Origin of the sequence: Streptomyces tsukubensis (assembly GCF_003932715.1) — a bacterium.
In the GTDB taxonomy this organism is placed as follows: Bacteria; Actinomycetota; Actinomycetes; order Streptomycetales; family Streptomycetaceae; genus Streptomyces; species Streptomyces tsukubensis.
This window is the reverse complement of the sequence record NZ_CP020700.1, coordinates 15,507-33,054: the sequence shown is the minus strand read 5'-3', so window position 1 is coordinate 33,054 and position 17,548 is coordinate 15,507. Positions and strand designations below refer to the sequence as shown.

The following is a 17,548-nucleotide window of genomic DNA, read 5'->3' as shown; positions in this document are numbered from 1 at the left end:
ATGACGCTCGACGGCGGAACCGTCCGGACCGGCCGTCAGGCGCCCGCCGGGACCGGCCCGGCCGGCCTCGTCTCGATGAGGCTGAAACCCGACTCCCCGACGGGCAGCACCCGGGTCCGGACCAGGCCCGCGGCGGCGAACACCGTGTCGAACTCCGGCAGTGTGCGCTCCCGGCCGCCGAGGAGGACCAGCATGCCGAGGTCGCTCCAGCGCGCCGGATGCGGTTCGGCGGTTTCGGGAACGACGAGTTCGCAGACCAGGATCCGGCCGCCGGGGGCGAGGGCCCGGACTCCGGCGCGCAGGATGCCCGCCGCCTTCTCGTCGTCCCAGTCGTGCAGCACACTGCCCAGCACCTGGACGTCCGCACCACCGGGAAGCCCGTCGAAGAAGTCGCCGGCCACCAGCGTGCACCGGTCCCGGACCGGGTCGAGCGGGGAGTCGACGGCCGCGAGGTCGATCACCGAACGGCGGTCGAACAGCACCCCGCGCAACTGCGGCCGGGCCGTGAGGATCGCCGCCAGCACCGTGCCCGTACCGCCGCCGATGTCCATGACCGTGTGCGCCCCGTCCCACACCGGCAGTTCGGCCAGCGAGCCGTACAGCCGCCGGGCCCGTTCCTTCATCCGGGTGTTGAACGCCGCATCGGTCGTGGTCCTGGTGTCCTGGTCCGTGAAGAAGGACTCGCCCGCGGCCGCCGGGAGCGGCCGCAGCTGCGCGGCGGCGTCGGCCGCCCGCAGCCAGGCCCGGCAGGAATCCAGGTTGGAGAGCGTGGCCCGCATCGACAGGGCCGAACCGGCCTTGAGCACCTCACCCAGCTCCGTCGGGGCGAAACGCCCGTGTTCGTCCCGGGTGAAGAAGCCCGCCCCGGTCAGGGCGTTCAGCAGACTCGTGAGCGGCTCCGCGGCGAAGCCGACGGCGGCCGCGAGTTCCCCGGGCGCCGATCCCTCCGGCGCACAGGCGTCGGCCACCCCCAGACGTGCGGCGATGGCCAGCGTGAAGGGGAGCACCGCGACAATGCTGTCGTCGGCCATCAACAGGAATTCGCGCACGACCGGATCGGGCACGCCGTGCACCAGCTGTTCCAACTCAGTCAGCGTACTCGCCCCACTTCGTCGAAGTCGTCCGGACGGCAAAAGCGATTTCACCGCCCGCCAGGCAGGGAGAAGACGTACGAGTTCATGAACTCGTCCCCGCCCCCTGCGTCACGGAATCGAGTCTATCCGGAAGCCGGCGGCGGAAAACCGGATCGCAGCCGTATCCGGGACGGCCCGCAGATACGGCCCACCGGAGCCCGGTAAACAACAGCCTTCCGGCCCCGGATGTTTGGACCGGCCGTCCGCGGCGGAATGGACGTAACGCCGGGAAACACCCCCAGGCCCGACCGCGGCGAGGAATCCGGAGAATAACCGGCAAACGCCGCCGCCCGCACCGCCGTCCCGTCGACGGGACGACGAAACATCCCCGAAAAAATGGGCCGCACCGCGCCGGAACACGCCCAGCGGGATCGTCCGGCATACGCAACACGGTGCCACAGGAACTTTCTGACGACGTGCGGACCAAAGTCGATTGCCCGATGCGAAGCCATCCGGATCCATATCCCGGGTATTTCCACTCCCGCTGATCCGGATGACGCCCTCCGTGCCCCGCCGGTCTCCCGTCACCGGCCCTGGATACCGCGGCGTCCTCCCCGGCCGTGAACGGCCTGCTCCCGCCCACCGCATCTGCAAGCCCCGTACGACGGACAGCCCGTGCGGTGGCACCAGGACGGCGCGTACCGGACACCGGGCCCCATGGACGCACTGACGGCGCAGCCGGCCGTCGACGAGAGCACCACGGAGAACGGCTGCCTGCGGATGACCGCGCCGACACCCGGGACGGCCCACCGCACCCGCGTGCGGTGGGCCACCGGCGATCCCACCGGAAAGGGAGAGGGGAAGCGGGCGGAACACCCCCCGCGGGCACCGCAACCGGCCCCGCCCCGGGAGGGTTCGCCGCCGCAGCCCGCAGCCCGCAGCCCGCAGCCCGCAGCCCGCAGCCCGCAGCCCGCAGCCCGCAGCCCGCACCACGGCCCGGAAGGCTCCGGCAGCCACGGCACGGGCGGGCGGGCCGCATCTCAGAGGACTTCGCCCTCCCTCGTCCTCCTGCGCAGCGCCGGCCTGGCGGACCGGCCCAGGTCCTGCCACATCCCGGACAGACCCGCGACGGTACGCACCGCGAACAGCGTCCGGATGGACACCTCCTGCTCCAGCCCGCTCCGGATCAGCCCGACCAGCCTGATCGCCCGCAGCGAGTTCCCGCCGAGATCGAAGAAGTCCTCGTCGATCCCCACCCCCCGGCCCAGCTCCAGCACCTCGGCGAACGCCCCGGCCAGCACCCGCTCGGTACGGTCACGCGGAGCCCGGTACCCCCCCTCCCCGAACTCCGGTTCCGGCAGCGCCCCCCGGTCCACCCGCCCGCCCGGCGTCAGCGGCAGCCGCTCCAGCACCACGAACACCGGCGGCACCAGGATCTCCGGCAGCCGCTCCGAAACGAACCGGCCCAGCTCCCCGGCCGAAGGACCACCCGCCGAAGGACCGCCCGCCGGAACCACATAGGCCACCAGCCGCCCCTGCCCCGAACCGTCCCTCCGCACGGACACCACCGCCCGCGCCACCCCGGGATGCCCGGACAGCACCTCCTCCACCCCGGCCGGCTCGACCTCCGCGCCCCGTACCTCCACCGTCTCCCCGGCCCGGCCCACATACTCCAGGACACCGCCGTCCGCCCACCGCACCCGCTCCCCGGTCCGGTACATCAGCCCGCCCGCCGGACCGGACGGGCAGGCCACGAACCGCTCCGCGGTCGCCCCCGGACGCCCCGGAAAGCCGCGCCCCACCCCCGGCCCCGCCACATACAGCTCCCCGCTCACCCCCACGGGGACCGGCGCCAGCCCCGGCCCCAGCACATGGAAGACCGTACGGTCCGCCGGCCGGCCCACCACATCCCCGCCGGCCGCCCACCGGTCCACGACGGCGAACCCGGCCGTCTCCGCCGGACCCCGGCCGCACACCACCACCAGCCCGGGGCACGCCTCCCGTACCCGCCGTACCGCCGCCCCGGACACCCGGTCGCCACCGGTCCACACCTCCCGCAACCCCGCGAGCACCCCCGGCCGTTCGGCCGCGACCGCCGAGAACACATCCGCAGGCAGCCGCAGCCGCGCCACACCCTGCGCCACGAGCGCCCCGAAATCCGGCTCCCCCTCGGGCGCAACGACCACCCGGCCGCCGTTCAGCAGCGGAACCCACACATCCAGCGCCACCGCGTCCCCGCCGGGCGGCGCGCACCACCCCGCCGTACCGTGACCGCCCTCCCGGAAGGCCCGGTCCGAGGCGAGCCGCTCCATGTTCCGGTGCGTCACGGCGACCCCGGTGACCGCCCCGTCCCGCCCCTCCCCGTACACCACGGCGAACAGACCGTCCCGGTACCCCCGGCCCCCGGCCGCCGCGTCACCACCGGCAGTATCCGGGCCGCCGGGGCCGGACAGCAGATCGGCGAGGACCAGCGCCGGCACGCCCAGCGCGTCCCCGAGCCGCCCGGCGGTCGCCGCATCGGTCAGTACGGCGCTCACCGCGGCGTCGGCGGCCACCGCAGCGATCCGCTCCGCCCCCGTCCCCGGGTCGACCGGAAGCCAGGCCCCGCCCGCCTTCACCACACCCAGCAGGGCCACGACCAGTTCGGCCGACCGGGGCAGCGCCACCGCGACGACCGTCTCGCGCCCCACCCCCCGCCGCGCGAGCGCCCCGGCCAGCCGGCTGGAGAGCTCGTCCAGCTCCCGGTAGGAGACCGCACGCTCCCCGGACACCACCGCAACGGCGTCGGGAGCCCGCGCCGCCTGCCGGGCGAACAACTCGGGAACCGTGAGCCCCGCCGGCTCCGCCCCGCCGGCCGGCTCCCGCTCCGGTATCGCACCGCCCGCCGTGTCCAGCGCACCGACCGGCCGGTCACCGGCGGCCACGACCGCCCGGATGTGGGCGAGCAGATCCTCCCCGATGAACCGCAGTTCCGCGCGCGAGTACAGGCTCGCGGGGGCATCGAGCCGGAGGTACAGGTCGCTGTCCTCGCTTCCGTCGGTGTAGACGCCGATCGCCAGTTCCTCGAAGGTCCCGGTCGTCCCGGCCAGGAACCGGGCCGGGCGGCCCGCGAAGCGGAGCCGGCGGGGGAAGTCGACGACGTTCACGACGGCGCCGAAGCTGCCGCGGTCGCCCAGGGCCGTCCCGCTCGCGCGCTGGATCTCCGAGTAGTGGCAGCCGGCGTGGTCGAAGATCTCGTACGTCTCGTCGCCGATCGCCTCCGCGATCTCCGCGAACGCCGCCCCGAGCGGCACCCGTACCCGCACCGGCACCACGTTCACCGCAAGACCGGGCGTCCTGCTCGCCGCCCCCGACCGGTTGCCCACGGCCAGCGACAGCAGGAACTCCTCACGGTCGCAGCGGTGCCGCAGATACACCGCGGTGGCCGCGGTCAGCAGGGACGACAGCCACACCCCCAGCGATTGTGCGGCCGCGGTCCACGCATCCGCCTCGGCCCGCGGCACGGTCAGGGTCCGGCTCACCATGCCGATGGCCCCGGCCAGCTCCCCCCACCGGTCGGCGCCGCCCGCCGGTTCACCGAGCGCGGCCCGCGCCGCCCCGGACAGGGCGACCCGCGGTACCCGCGCGGGCGCGGGCGCGTCCGCCAGATAGCCGCGCCAGAACGCCCTGTCCCGGTCCAACCGCCCCGACGCCCGGTACTCCTCCGCACCGGCCGCAAACGACCCGGCGTCCCACGGATGCGCCGGCTCCGGCACCTCCGCCCCCTGCGACAGCGCCGTGTACACCTCGGCGAGACGCCGCGACAGCAGCCCGGACACGCCGTACCCGTCCGATACGAGATGGTGATAGACGATCACCAGCAGCGAACGGCCGGCCGCGAGCCGGATCACCCCCAGCCGCAGCAGCAGCTCCCGCTCCGTATCGAAGGGCTGCCGCAGCACACCGGCCAGAGCCTCGCGCGCCGCCCCCTCGGGATCGTCCTCCGCGCCGACGTCCAGGAAGAACGGCCGCAGGTCCCCCACCTCCCGGGGCACCATGCGCAGCCCGCCACCATCACCGGTGGTGGTGAAGGTGACACGCAGGACCTCCGCCTCCTCCATCACCTGCAGGAACGCGGATTCCATGACCGCGGGATCGAGCACACCGTCCACGTCCCACAGGGTCAGCGCATGGTTCGGCGTGTCGGGAAACATTTCCTGCGCCCGCCACAACCCTTCCTGCGCAGACGACGCGGCGAAGGAACGCACAGAGATCATCCTCTCGGCAGAGCCGGAACGGCAGGGGTGCCGGCGGGCTCGCCGCCCGCCGGCCGGTCGGTGCACGGGATCCGGCCCTCCCGCACACCCGGGGGGTTCACCGCCGGCCGTGACCGGTCATCGAGGCCAGCAGATGCCCGGCGACCCGCCTCGGCGTGGGGTGCTGCAGCACCAGATTCGGCTTCAGCTTCAGTCCGGTCACCGCGGCCAGGCTCTTGCTGAGCTGCACCGCGAGCAGCGAGTCGAATCCGGCGTCCCTGAACTCCCGGTCGGGGTCGAGGATCTCGCCCGCCGAGTGCCCCAGGACGACGGCGACCTTCTTCAGGACGTGGTCGAGGACCAGCGCCGCCGCCTCGCCGTCCGGGAGACCTTTGATCAGCTCCGGCAGGGCGAGCAGCTCCCCGCCACCCACCCCCGCCTCCGGCTCCGCGGCCGGCAGGTCCAGCACCGCCCCCGGGCGGGCGGAGTCCAGCCAGTAGCGCCGCCGCTGGAACGCGTACGTCGGCAGATCCACCCGCCGGCGCGTGGTGAACAGGGCTTCCCAGGCGGCCTGCCCGCCCCGGACGTGCAGCGCCGCCAGCGACCCGAGGACGGCCTCCGCCTCCCCGCGGTCCCGCCGCACCGACGACAGGACCACCGCACCCTCCACGCCCTCGGTGTCCTCGGTGATCTCCTGCACCGGGACGGTCAGCACCGGATGCGGACTCATCTCGATGAACACCCGGAAACCGTCCCCGGCAAGCCGCCGCACGGCCGTCTCGAAGACGACCTTCTCCCGCAGATTGCGGTACCAGTAGCCGCCGTCCAGCCGCGCGGTGTCGACGACTTCGCCGTACAGCGTCGAGTAGAAGGGCAGCGCCGACGTACCCGGGCTCAGATCGGACAGCGCTTCGGTCACCCGGGATTGGACCCGGGCCACATGAGGCGAATGGGACGCGTAGCCGACGTTGATCCGCCGGGCCGCCACCTCCTCGGCCTCCAGCTTCCCCACGAACTCGTCGACGGCGCCGGGATCCCCGGACACCACCACCGAACGGGGCCCGTTGACGACGGCGACACCCACCCGCCCGCCCCACGGGGCGATCCGCTCCGCAACGGCGTCCTCGGACAGGGCGACCGACGCCATCGCGCCGTGACCGGTCAGATCCACCAGAGCCCGGCTGCGCAGCGCCACGACCTTGGCCGCATCGCGCAGGGACAGCGCCCCGCAGACACAGGCGGCGGCTATCTCCCCCTGACTGTGCCCCACCACCGCATCCGGTTCCACACCCCAGGACCGCCACAGGGCGGCCAGCGACACCATCACCGAGAACAGCACGGGCTGCACCACGTCCACCCGGTCCAGCCCCGGTGCCCCCGCCACCCCGTGCACCACGTCGAGCAGCGACCAGTCGACCCACTCGGCCAGCGCCGCCCCGCACGCGTCCAGACTCCGCGCGAAGACGGGGAACGCCCCGTACAGCTCGCGGCCCATACCGGCCCACTGCGACCCCTGCCCGGGGAACACGAAGACCGTCGCACCGAGCGGCCCTGCCCTGCCGTGGACCACCGCGGCGGACTCCTCCCCGGCGGCGAGCGCCGCCAGGCCGTTCAGCAGCTCGTCCCGGCCGTGCCCCAGGACCACCGCACGGTGCTCGAACCGGGTCCGGCCCGACACCAGCGACCAGCCCGCGGCGGCGAGGTCGAACCCCGGGTCGGCGGCGGCCGCGCCGTGCAGCGCGGCCGCCTGCTGCCGCAGGGCGCCCGGACTCCGGCCGGACAGCACCCACGGCACAACACCCCCGGCGACACCACCCGTACCCGGACCGCCCCCGTACACCTGCACCCCCGTGCCGTTCCCGTCCCCCGGCTCCCCGTTCCCGTCCCCCGGCTCCTCGTGCGGCGCCTCCTCCAGGACGACGTGCGCATTGGTGCCACTGATACCGAACGACGACACCGCGGCCCGCCGCGGGCCGTCCGCCCGGTCCCACTCACGCCCCTCCACCAGCAGCTCGACCGCACCGGACGACCAGTCCACATGCCGCGAAGGCACCCCGGCATGCAGGGTCTTGGGCAGATAGCGGTGCCGCATCGCCATCACCGCCTTGATCACCCCGCCCACCCCCGCCGCGGCCATCGAGTGCCCGATGTTCGACTTCAGCGACCCCAGCCACAGCGGCCTGCCCTCGGCCCGGCCCTGCCCGTAGGTCGCCAGCAGGGCCCCCGCCTCGATGGGATCGCCCAGCGTCGTCCCGGTCCCGTGCGCCTCCAGGAGGTCCACCTCGGACGCGGACACCCCCGCGTTCGCCAGCGCCCTGCGGATCACCCGCTCCTGGGCCCGGCCGTTGGGCGCGGTCAGCCCATTGCTGGCCCCGTCCTGGTTCACCGCCGAACCCCGCAGGACGGCCAGCACCGGATGCCCGTTGCGGCGGGCGTCCGACAGCTTCTCCAGGAGCAGCACGCCCGCCCCCTCGGCCCAGCCCGTCCCGTCGGCCGCGTCCGAGAAGGACTTGCACCGGCCGTCCGCCGCCAGCCCCCGCTGCCGCGAGAACTCCAGGAACACCCAGGGCGTCGGCATCAGCGCCGCCCCGCCCGCCAGCGCCAGCGACGATTCCCCCGAACGCAGCGACTGCATCGCCAGATGCACGGACACCAGCGACGACGAGCACGCCGTGTCCACCGTCACCGCGGGACCGGTCAGCCCGAACTCGTACGCCACCCGCCCGGAGGCCACGCTCGGCGCGCTGCCCTGCAGCAGGAAACCCTCCAGCTCGTTCCCCCGCGCCTCCAGGAAACGCATCCCGTACTCGGGGAACATCACCCCGCAGAACACCCCGACATCGGCCCCGCGGACCTCGGCCGGAACGATGCCCGCCCGCTCGAACACCTCCCACGCCGTCTCCAGCAGCAGCCGCTGCTGCGGATCGGTCGCCAGAGCCTCACGCGGACTGATGCCGAAGAACTCCGCGTCGAAAGCGCCCGCGTCCCGGAGGAAACCGCCGTGCCGCGCGTACGAGCGGCCCGGCGCGTCGGGATCCGGGTCGAAGACGTCCGGCCACCCCCGGTCCCCGGGGAACACGTCCACCACGTCCCGGCCGCCGCGGACCACGTCCCACAGCTCCTCGGGCGAGGACACCCCGCCCGGGTAGCGGCACGCCATGGCCACCACGGCGACCGGCTCGCCGCGCCCGGCCTCCAGGGCACCGACCCTGCGGCGGAGACGGTCGCGTTCCTCCAGCAGCGCACGCAGCGCCTGCTGGACCCGCTCCCCGCCCTCCGCCGTACGGTCCGCGGAACCGTTCATGTCAGTTGCCCCTCTCGTCCAGCGCCAGATCGACGAGTGCGTCCAGGTCCAGGGCGGCCAGCGCACCCGCCCCCGCCCCGGTTTCCGTGTCCGGGCCCGGTTCCGCGGCTGCCGTACCGGTGTCCGGTACCGGTCCGGCGCACGCCAGCACCAGCTCCAGGACACCCGCGCTGCGCAGCGCGCCGATCGGGACGGTCCGCAGCACTTCCCGGATCGCCGCGTCCTCGGCACCGTCACCGACACCGTCATCGGCGGCGGGGCCGGGGGCGGGGCGGACCAGTCCGGACAGATACCGGCACAGCTCCCGCGGCGTCGGATAGCCGAAGACGAGGGTGGACGTCAGCCGCAGTCCGGTCGAGGACGCCAGCTGGTTGCGCAGCTCGACCGAGGTCAGCGAGTCGAAGCCGATGTCCTTGAACGCCTGGTCGAAGTCGATGCTGTCGGCCGTGGCATGGCCCAGGACGTGCGCTGCGCTGGTACGGACGAGATCGGCGACGGCGTCCTCCGCCTCCTCGGCGGAGAGCCGCGCCAGGCGGTCGAGGAACGTGGCACCCCCGCCGGCCGCAGCCGCAGCGGCCCGGCGGACCGGGGCGCGCACCAGGCCCCGCAGCACCGCGGGAAGCGTTCCGGCCTCCTGGTGCGGGCGGAGCAGCGCGGGGTCGATCCCGGCCGGGACCGGGCAGGCGGTGTCCGCGGCACGGGCGGTCTCGAAGAGCGCGGCCCCTTCCTCGGCGAGGAGGGGGGTGATCCCGAGGCGGGCCATCCGGGCCCGGTCCGCGTCGCTCATATGGCCGGTCATCCCGCTGTCCGCGGCCCACAGTCCCCAGGCCAGGGAGGTGGCCGGCAGCCCCAGGGCGCGGCGGTGCCCGGCCAGCGCGTCCAGGAAGACGTTCGCCGCGGCGTAGTTGCCCTGCCCCGGAGTTCCCACGACGCCCGCCACCGAGGAGAAGAGGACGAATTCGGCGAGGTCCGCCCCGAGGGTGAGCTCGTGCAGATGCCAGGCGGCGTCGGCCTTGGGCCGGAACACGCGCTCGACCTGCTCTGCCGTCAGCGAGGTGACGGTTCCGTCGTCCAGGACACCGGCGGTGTGCACCACGGAGGTCAGGGGGTGTTCGGCGGGGACGGACGCCAGGAGCGCGGCCAGGGCGGCCCGGTCACCGGTGTCACAGGCGGCGACGGTGACCTTCGCCCCCAGCCCGGCCAGTTCGGCGGCGAGTTCCCGCGCGCCCGGAGCATCCGGGCCGCGCCGGCCGGCCAGCAGCAGATGAGCGGCCCCGGCCGCCGCGTACCGGCGGGCGAACCGCGCGCCGAGGGTACCCGTGCCGCCGGTGATCAGAACCGTGCCGCCCGCGGCGGGCCCCCGCCCGGCGGCCCCTGCGGCCGGGGTCTCCCGCACCAGCCGGGGAACGTACACCCCCGGGCCGTGCCCGCGGACGGCGCTCTGCGGTTCGCCGCCGGCCAGCGCCAGTGCCGCGCGGAACGGCGCGGCGGGGAAAACGTCCGAGTCCGGCAGGGGCAGGTCGATCACGGCGAAGCGGCCCGGGTGTTCGGTCTGTGCGGTACGGATCAGGCCCCAGACGGCTGCGGCGGCGGGGTCCGGCGACTCGGCGCCGGCCCGGACCGCGACGGCCCCCGCGGTGACGAACACCAGCCGGCTGCCCGCCGTCCGCTCATCGGCCGCCCAGGACCGGATCAGGTCCAGGGCATACCCGACGGCCTCCCGCGCGGCGAGCGGAACGTCCCCGGCCGCCGCCCCGGCACGCTCCAGCAGGCCGGTGGCGACCACCAGTCCGGGAAGGGGAGCCGTACGGTCCGCGAGCAGCGCGGCCGGCCCCGGGTGGCATTCGGCCGCGGTGCCCTCGGGCAGTGAGGCGGCCAGGGCCGGGGGAACGGCGGCGCCGAGGAACGCCACCCGCCCCGGCATTGCCGTCCCGGCGTCGGGTGCGGCCGTCCAGTCCAGGCGGAAGAGACGGCCGTCCCCGCTCCCGCCCGCGGCGTTCGCCAACTGCCCGGCGCTGATGGGCCGCAGCGCCAGGGAGGCGACTTCGGCGACCGGCTGCCCGGCGGGGTCGGCCAGCTCCAGCCGCAGGGCCCCCGCACCGGCCGGGCCGATCCGGACGCGCAGCGCCCGGGCCCCCACGGCGTGAAGCTGCACATCCGACCAGGCGAACGGCAGCAGCACCCCGTCCGGGTCCTGTTCGGGGCCGGTGCCGACGAGCGGGTGGAGCGCGGCGTCGAAGAGCGCGGGGTGCACCCCGTACTCGGCGCCGCTGCCGTCGCCGCCGGTGGCATCGGCGGCATCGGAGGGGAGGGCGATCTCGGCGTACAGGTGGTCGCCGTGGCGCCAGGCGGCGGTCAGGCCCTGGAAGGCGGGCCCGTAGTGGTAGCCGCGGCCGGCGAGCCGGTCGTAGAGGTCACCGGCGGGCAGGACGGTGGCCCCGGCCGGCGGCCAGGCCGCGGGTTCCGCCCACGGCGCCAGGTCCGGTACGGCGGCGGGCCCGGGGGCGAGGGTGCCGGCGGCATGACGGGTCCAGGGCGGGCCGGCGGTGTCGCCGTCGGGCCGGGAGTGGACGGTGAGGGCCCGCCGGCCGTCCCCGTCGGCCGCCGCCACGTGTACCTGCAGCAGGCGGCCGCCGGTGCCCGGGACGACCAGGGGCGCTTCGAGGGTGAAGTCCTCCAGCCGGGGCGTGCCGGTGACCCGGCCCGCGTGGAGGGCGAGTTCCACGAACGCCGTACCGGGCAGCAAAGGTGTGCCGTGGACCGCATGGTCGGCCAGCCACGGACGGCTGTGCGCCGACAGCCGGCCGGTGAACAGCTGCCCGCCGTCGGCCAGGGCGACCGCGGCACCGAGCAGACCGTGCCCGGCGGTGTGCAGCCCCAGGGAGCGGGGATCGCCCGCGGTGCTCTGCCGGATCCAGTAGTGCTGTCGTTGGAAGGGGTAGGTGGGGAGGTCGGGGTGGGTGGGTGGGGTGGTGGGGTAGAAGCGTTTCCAGTCGGTGGGGGTGTGGGTGTGGGTGGTGGCGAGGGAGGTGAGGACGCGGTGCCAGGTGTCGTCGTTGCGGCGCAGGGTCGGGGTGACGGTGACGGTGGCCGGGGCCCCGCCGCCCGTACTGCCCGTGCTGCTGGTGCTGCTGGTGTGGTGTTCGGCGGTCTCCTGCAGCGGGTGGGTGAGCACCGGGTGGGGGCTGACCTCGACGAACAGGGTGTGCCCGTCGTCCAGCAGGGCCCGTACCGCCCCCTCGAACGCCACGGTGGTCCGCAGATTCTCGTACCAGTAGGCCGCGTCCATCACCGTCGTGTCGCTCATCGCACCCTTGGCACGGTCACCCACCGTCGAGTAGAACGCCACCTCCGCCTCCCGCGGGCGCACCGGCGCCAGCAGGCTCAGGAGTTCGCCCCGCAGCGCCTCCATATGAGGGGAGTGCGAGGCATAGTCCACCGGGATCCTCCGCGCCCGGACATCCTCCCTCTCGCAGTGGGCGAGGAGTTCGCCGACGGCGGTGAGGTCGCCCGCGACGACGGTGGCGGAGGGTCCGTTGACGGTGGCGACGGCCAGCCGTCCTTCCCACCGTTTCGTCAGTTGTGCGGTGTCGGCGGGGGAGAGGGGCAGGGAGACCATGCCGCCGTGTCCGGCTATTCCGGCGAGGGCCCGGGAGCGCAGGGCGACGATGCGGGCGGCGTCCTCCAGGGTCAGCACTCCGGCGATATGGGCGGCGGCGATCTCGCCCTGCGAATGGCCCACCACCGCGTCGGGAACGACCCCGAGGTGCTCCCAGAGCCGGGCCAGGGACACCATCACCGCCCACAGCGCGGGCTGCACCACATCCACCCGGTCGAGGCCGGGCGCCCCCGGCACCCCCCGGAGGACATCCAGAAGATCCCAGCCGGTGTACGGCTCCAGCGCCGCCCCGCAGTCCGCCAGACAACGCGCGAACACCGGCGACGTACGCATCAGCTCCACCCCCATCCCCGCCCACTGCGACCCCTGCCCCGGGAAGACGAACACCGTCCCGCCCGTCCGCGCAGGCGCGGTGCCGGTGACGGCATGCGGTGACGGCTCGCCGTCGGCCAGGGCACGGAGCGCGCTGCGGAAGCCGTCGGGGCCGGTTGCGGTGAGGACGGCCCGGTGGTCGAAGACGGAGCGTCCGGCCGCCAGTGCGTGGCCGGTCTCGGCCGCACCCGCCCCGGGGTTGCGGTCGAGATGGTCCAGAAGGCGGCGTGCCTGGTCCCGCAGCGCGCCCGGGGTCTTCGCGGACAGCGGCCACGGCAGCGTCCCGTCCGTCACCACCACCGGCCCGCCCCCCACTGCCCCCGCACCCCCGTCCGCGGGCGCCTCCTCGACGATCAGATGGGCATTGGTACCGCTGATACCGAAGGACGAGACACCGGCCCGCCGCGGACGGCCGCACTCCGGCCACCCCCGCGCCTCGGTCAGCAGCTCCACCGCACCCGCCGACCAGTCCACATGCGACGACGGCCGGTCCACATGCAGCGTCTTCGGCAACACCCCGTGCCGCAGCGCCATGACCATCTTGATGACCCCGCCCACCCCCGCCGCGGCCTGCGCATGCCCGATGTTGGACTTCAGCGACCCCAGCCACAACGGCCGGTCCCCGGGCCGGTCCCGGCCGTACACGGCGAGCAGCGCCCGCGCCTCGATGGGATCCCCCAGAGCGGTCCCGGTCCCATGCGCCTCGACGGCGTCGACCTCCCCCGCCGACAGACCCGCACCGGCCAGGGCCTGCCGGATCACCCGCTCCTGGGACGGCCCGCTCGGAGCCGTCAGACCATTGCTGGCACCGTCCTGATTGACGGCCGACCCGCGCACCAGGGCCAGCACCCGGTGCCCGTTGCGCCGGGCGTCGGAGAGCCGCTCCAGAAGCAGCAGGCCCACCCCCTCCGCCCAGGCCGTACCGTCCGCGGCCTCCGCGAACGCCTTGCACCGCCCGTCCGCCGCAAGCCCGCGCTGCCGGCTGAACTCCACGAACATGCCCGGCGCCGCCATGACGGCGACACCGCCCGCGAGGGCGAGATCGCACTCGCCGCCGCGCAGCGCCCCGGCCGCCTGGTGCACCGCGACCAGGGAGGAGGAACAGGCCGTGTCCACCGTCACGGCCGGACCCTGCAGACCGAGGGTGTACGCGATACGGCCCGAGGCGACGCTCGCGGTGTTCCCGGTCAGCAGATAGCCGTCGAGCCCGGCCGCGCCGTCGTGCAGACGGGGACCGTACTCCTGCGTCATGGCGCCCACGAAGACACCGGTGGCGCTGCCGCGCAGGGCGGCCGGGTCGATGCCCGCCCGCTCCAGGGCCTCCCAGGAGGTTTCCAGCAGCAGCCGCTGCTGCGGGTCCATCGCCGTCGCTTCGCGCGGGCTGATCCCGAAGAACGCGGGGTCGAACGCTCCCGCGCCGGAAAGGAAACCGCCCCGGTCGGTGTACGAGGTCCCGGGCCGCTCCGGATCCGGGTCGAAGAGCCCGCCGGTGTCCCAGCCCCGGTCGGCGGGGAAACCCGTGATGGCGTCGGTGCCTTCGCTGACCAGGCGCCACAGGTCCTCCGGGCCTGAGACGTCCCCCGGGTAGCGGCAGGCCATCCCCACGATCGCGACGGGCTCGTCCGCACCCGCCGCGGCCGGCGCGGACGAGCCCGCCGCGGCACCGGGCCGCCCCGAGTCCAGGAGCCCGGCGAGCAGGAAGCGGGCCACGGCCACGGGGGTGGGGTGGTCGAAGAGCAGCGTCGACGGCAGCGGCAGCCCGGTGAGGCCGGTGAGACGGTTCTGCAGTTCCACGGCGGCGAAGGAGTCGAAGCCGAGGTCCCGGAACGTACGGTCGCCGCCGACCGTCTGCCAGGCGGCCCGCCCGGTGACCGCCGCGGCCTCGGCGCGGATCCGGTCGGTCAGAAGCTGCTCCTGCCGTGCACGCGGTGCGCTGCGCAGCCGCTCCAGGAGCGGCGTCCGCGCCCCGGGCCCGGCAGCCGGCCCGGTCTCCGCGGCCCGCCCGGCGCCCGTACCGGCGGCTGCGGCTGCGTCTGTGTCTGCCGGGGCGGGGCCGTCCCCGGGCAGATCGACCCAGTGGCGCTGTCGTTGGAAGGGGTAGGTGGGGAGGTCGGGGTGGGTGGGTGGGGTGGTGGGGTAGAAGCGTTTCCAGTTGGTGGGGGTGTGGGTGTGGGTGGTGGCGAGGGAGGTGAGGACGCGGTGCCAGGTGTCGTCGTTGCGGCGCAGGGTCGGGGTGACGGTGATGGTGGCCGGGGCCCCGCCGCCCGTACTGCCCGTGCTGCTGGTGCTGCTGGTGTGGTGTTCGGCGGACTCCCGGAGCGGGTGGGTGAGGACGGGGTGGGGGCTGACCTCGACGAACAGGGTGTGCCCGTCGTCCAGCAGGGCCCGTACCGCCCCCTCGAAATGCACCGCCGTAGCAAGGTTGTCGTACCAGTAGGCCGCGTCCATCACCGTGGTGTCGCTCAGCGCACCCTTGGCGCGGTCACCCACCGTCGAGTAGAACGCCGTCTCCGCCTCCCGCGGGCGCACCGGCGCCAGAACCTCCAGCAGACGCCCGCGCAGCGGATGCACCTGAGAGGTGTGCGAGGCGTAGTCGATCGGCACCCGGCGCGCCCGGATGTTCTCGTTCTCGCAGTGGGTGAGGAGTTCGCCGACGGCGGTGAGGTCGCCGGCGACGACGGTGGCGGAGGGTCCGTTGACGGTGGCGACGGCCAGCCGGCCTTCCCACCGCTGTGTCAGTTGTGCGGTGTCGGCGGGGGAGAGGGGCAGGGAGACCATGCCGCCTTCTCCCGCGATTTCGGCGAGGGCGCGGGAGCGCAGGGCGACGATGCGGGCGGCGTCCTGCAGGGTGAGTACCCCGGCGATATGGGCGGCGGCGATCTCGCCCTGCGAATGGCCCACCACCGCGTCGGGGACGACCCCGAGGTGCTCCCAGAGCCGGGCCAGGGACACCATCACTGCCCACAGCGCGGGCTGCACCACATCGTCACCCTCCAGCGCGGGTGCGCCGTGCCTCTCGTGGAGGACGTCGATCAGGTCCCAGCCGGTGTACGGCTCCAGGGCCGCCGTGCAGTCGGCCAGGCTGCGGGCGAACACCGGGCTGGAGGCCATGAGCCGTACCCCCATGCCCGCCCACTGCGACCCCTGCCCCGGGAAGACGAACACCGTCCCGCCCGTCCGGGCGGGGGCGGTGCCGGTGACGGCGTGGGGTGAGGGTTCGCCGTCGGCCAGGGCGCGGAGCGCGGTGCGGAAGCCGTCGGGGCCGGTTGCGGTGAGGACGGCCCGGTGGTCGAAGACGGAGCGTCCGGCTGCCAGTGCGTGGCCGGTCTCGGCCGCACCCGCCCCGGGGTTGCGGTCGAGGTGGTCCAGGAGGCGGCGTGCCTGGTCCCGCAGTGCGGCCGGGGTCTTCGCGGACAGCGGCCACGGCAGCGTCCCGTCCGTCACCACCACCGGCCCGCCCCCCACGGCCCCTTCGGCGTCCTTCTCCCCGCGGGCACCCGTCCACTCGCGCACGACGACATGGCAGTTGGTACCGCCCATGCCGAACGAACTGACGCCCGCGACCAGCGGCCGGCCGGGCCGCGGCCAGGGCGTGAGGTCCTGCTGGACCCGCAGCCGCAGTTCCCCGAAGGCGATGGCGGGGCTGGGCGTCTCGAAGTTGAGGCTGGGCGGCAGCTCGCGGTGGCGGATGCTGAGAATGGTCTTCAGCAGGCCGACGACGCCCGCCGCGCCCTCCAGATGGCCGACGTTGGTCTTCACCGACCCCACGAGCAGCGGATCACCGGCCGGGCGGCCGGCACCGAGCGCCGCGCCCAGGGCCGCCGCCTCGACGGGGTCGCCCACCCGAGTCCCGGTGCCGTGGAGCTCGACGTACTGGACGTCCCCGGGGCGGGTCCCGGCGCGTGCGTGGGCCCGGCGGACGACCTCTTCCTGGGTACGTGCGCCGGGCACCGTCAGACCGGGCGTGGCACCGTCGTTGTTGACGGCGCTGCCGTCGATCAGGCAGTGGATCCGGTCGCCGTCCGCCACCGCCCGGGACAGGGTCTTCAGGGCCAGGCAGGCGCCGCCCTCACCGCGCACGTAGCCGCCGGCCCGGGCGTCGAACGTCCGGCACAGTCCGTCCGGTGACAGGCCGCCGAACAGGGTGGAGGCGACGGTGCTCGCGGGGGCGGCCACGAGGTTGACCCCGCCCGCGAGTGCGAGGGTGCACTCCCCGGAGCGCAGGCTCTCCGCTGCCAGGTGCACCGCCACCAGCGACGAGGACTGGGCCGAATCGACGGTGAGACTGGGGCCGTTGAGGCCGAGGGTGTAGGAGAGCCGGTTGGCGATGATGCCGCGGTGCAGCCCGGTGACGGAGTGGCGGCTGAGGTGCCGGGTTCCGTGCCGGTGGAGCCGGGTCGCGTAGTCGTCCCAGATCGCGGCCGCGAAGACTCCGGTACGGGTCCCGGCCAGGTCCGCGGGGACGATGCCGGCGTCTTCCAGCGCCTCCCAGCCCAGCTCCAGCATCAGACGCTGCTGGGGGTCAGTCATCGCGGCCTCGTTCGGGGAGATGCCGAAGAAGTCGGCGTCGAAACCGGCGATGTCGCCGAGGAAACCGCCCCGGGCGGCCGGGCCGGCCGCCCCGGGATCCGGTGCCGCTTCCCGGCGGGATGCCGGCAGAGCGGTGATTCCGCTCCGGCCCTCGCGCAGCAGCCGCCAGAAGGCGAGGGGGTCCGGGGCTCCGGGCAGGCGGCACGACAGGCCGACGACGGCGACGGGCTCAGGGGCGGTGTCCTGCGGCTCCTGCACCCCGTCGTGCGGTGTCCGTGCGTCACCGGCGACGCGTGGCGAGCCGGACCGGTAGTCGTCGGTGTCCTGCACCAGGGCCTCCCCAAACAGTTCCTCGAAGAACGGACATGGCTGCGGGCGGGCCGCCCGCGGCCGGCCCGCGAACACCGCTGCCGCC

At 74.6% G+C, this 17,548-nt stretch carries 4 protein-coding genes and 1 pseudogene; 1 reads left to right on the top strand and 4 read right to left on the bottom strand.

Annotation, left to right across the window (positions count from 1 at the left end; translation table 11 throughout):
- Window positions 1–35: 35 nt before the first annotated feature.
- A complete protein-coding gene (locus B7R87_RS00105; RefSeq protein WP_006344604.1) occupies window positions 36–1,085 on the bottom strand; it encodes a methyltransferase in 1,050 nt (349 codons plus the stop codon).
- Window positions 1,086–1,721: 636 nt separating this feature from the next.
- On the opposite strand from B7R87_RS00105, the pseudogene B7R87_RS33300 reads away from it, so the two are divergent.
- Window positions 1,722–1,970: pseudogene (locus tag B7R87_RS33300) on the top strand (phytanoyl-CoA dioxygenase family protein); the annotation flags it as partial.
- 143 nt (window positions 1,971–2,113) lie between these two features.
- On the opposite strand, the gene B7R87_RS00095 reads toward B7R87_RS33300, so the two are convergent.
- From B7R87_RS00095 to B7R87_RS00085, 3 genes are all read right to left on the bottom strand, one after another.
- Window positions 2,114–5,329, bottom strand: coding sequence for an AMP-binding protein (locus B7R87_RS00095; protein WP_130585361.1), 3,216 nt, complete (start codon window positions 5,327–5,329; stop codon window positions 2,114–2,116).
- A 97-nt stretch (window positions 5,330–5,426) separates the two neighbouring features.
- Window positions 5,427–8,612, bottom strand: a complete 3,186-nt coding sequence (locus B7R87_RS00090; RefSeq protein WP_006344601.1) for a type I polyketide synthase — start codon at window positions 8,610–8,612, stop codon at window positions 5,427–5,429.
- A gap of 1 nt (window position 8,613) precedes the next feature.
- Entirely contained in the window at window positions 8,614–17,463 is an 8,850-nt protein-coding gene (locus B7R87_RS00085; RefSeq protein WP_157997752.1) for a type I polyketide synthase, read from the bottom strand.
- Window positions 17,464–17,548 lie beyond the last annotated feature (85 nt).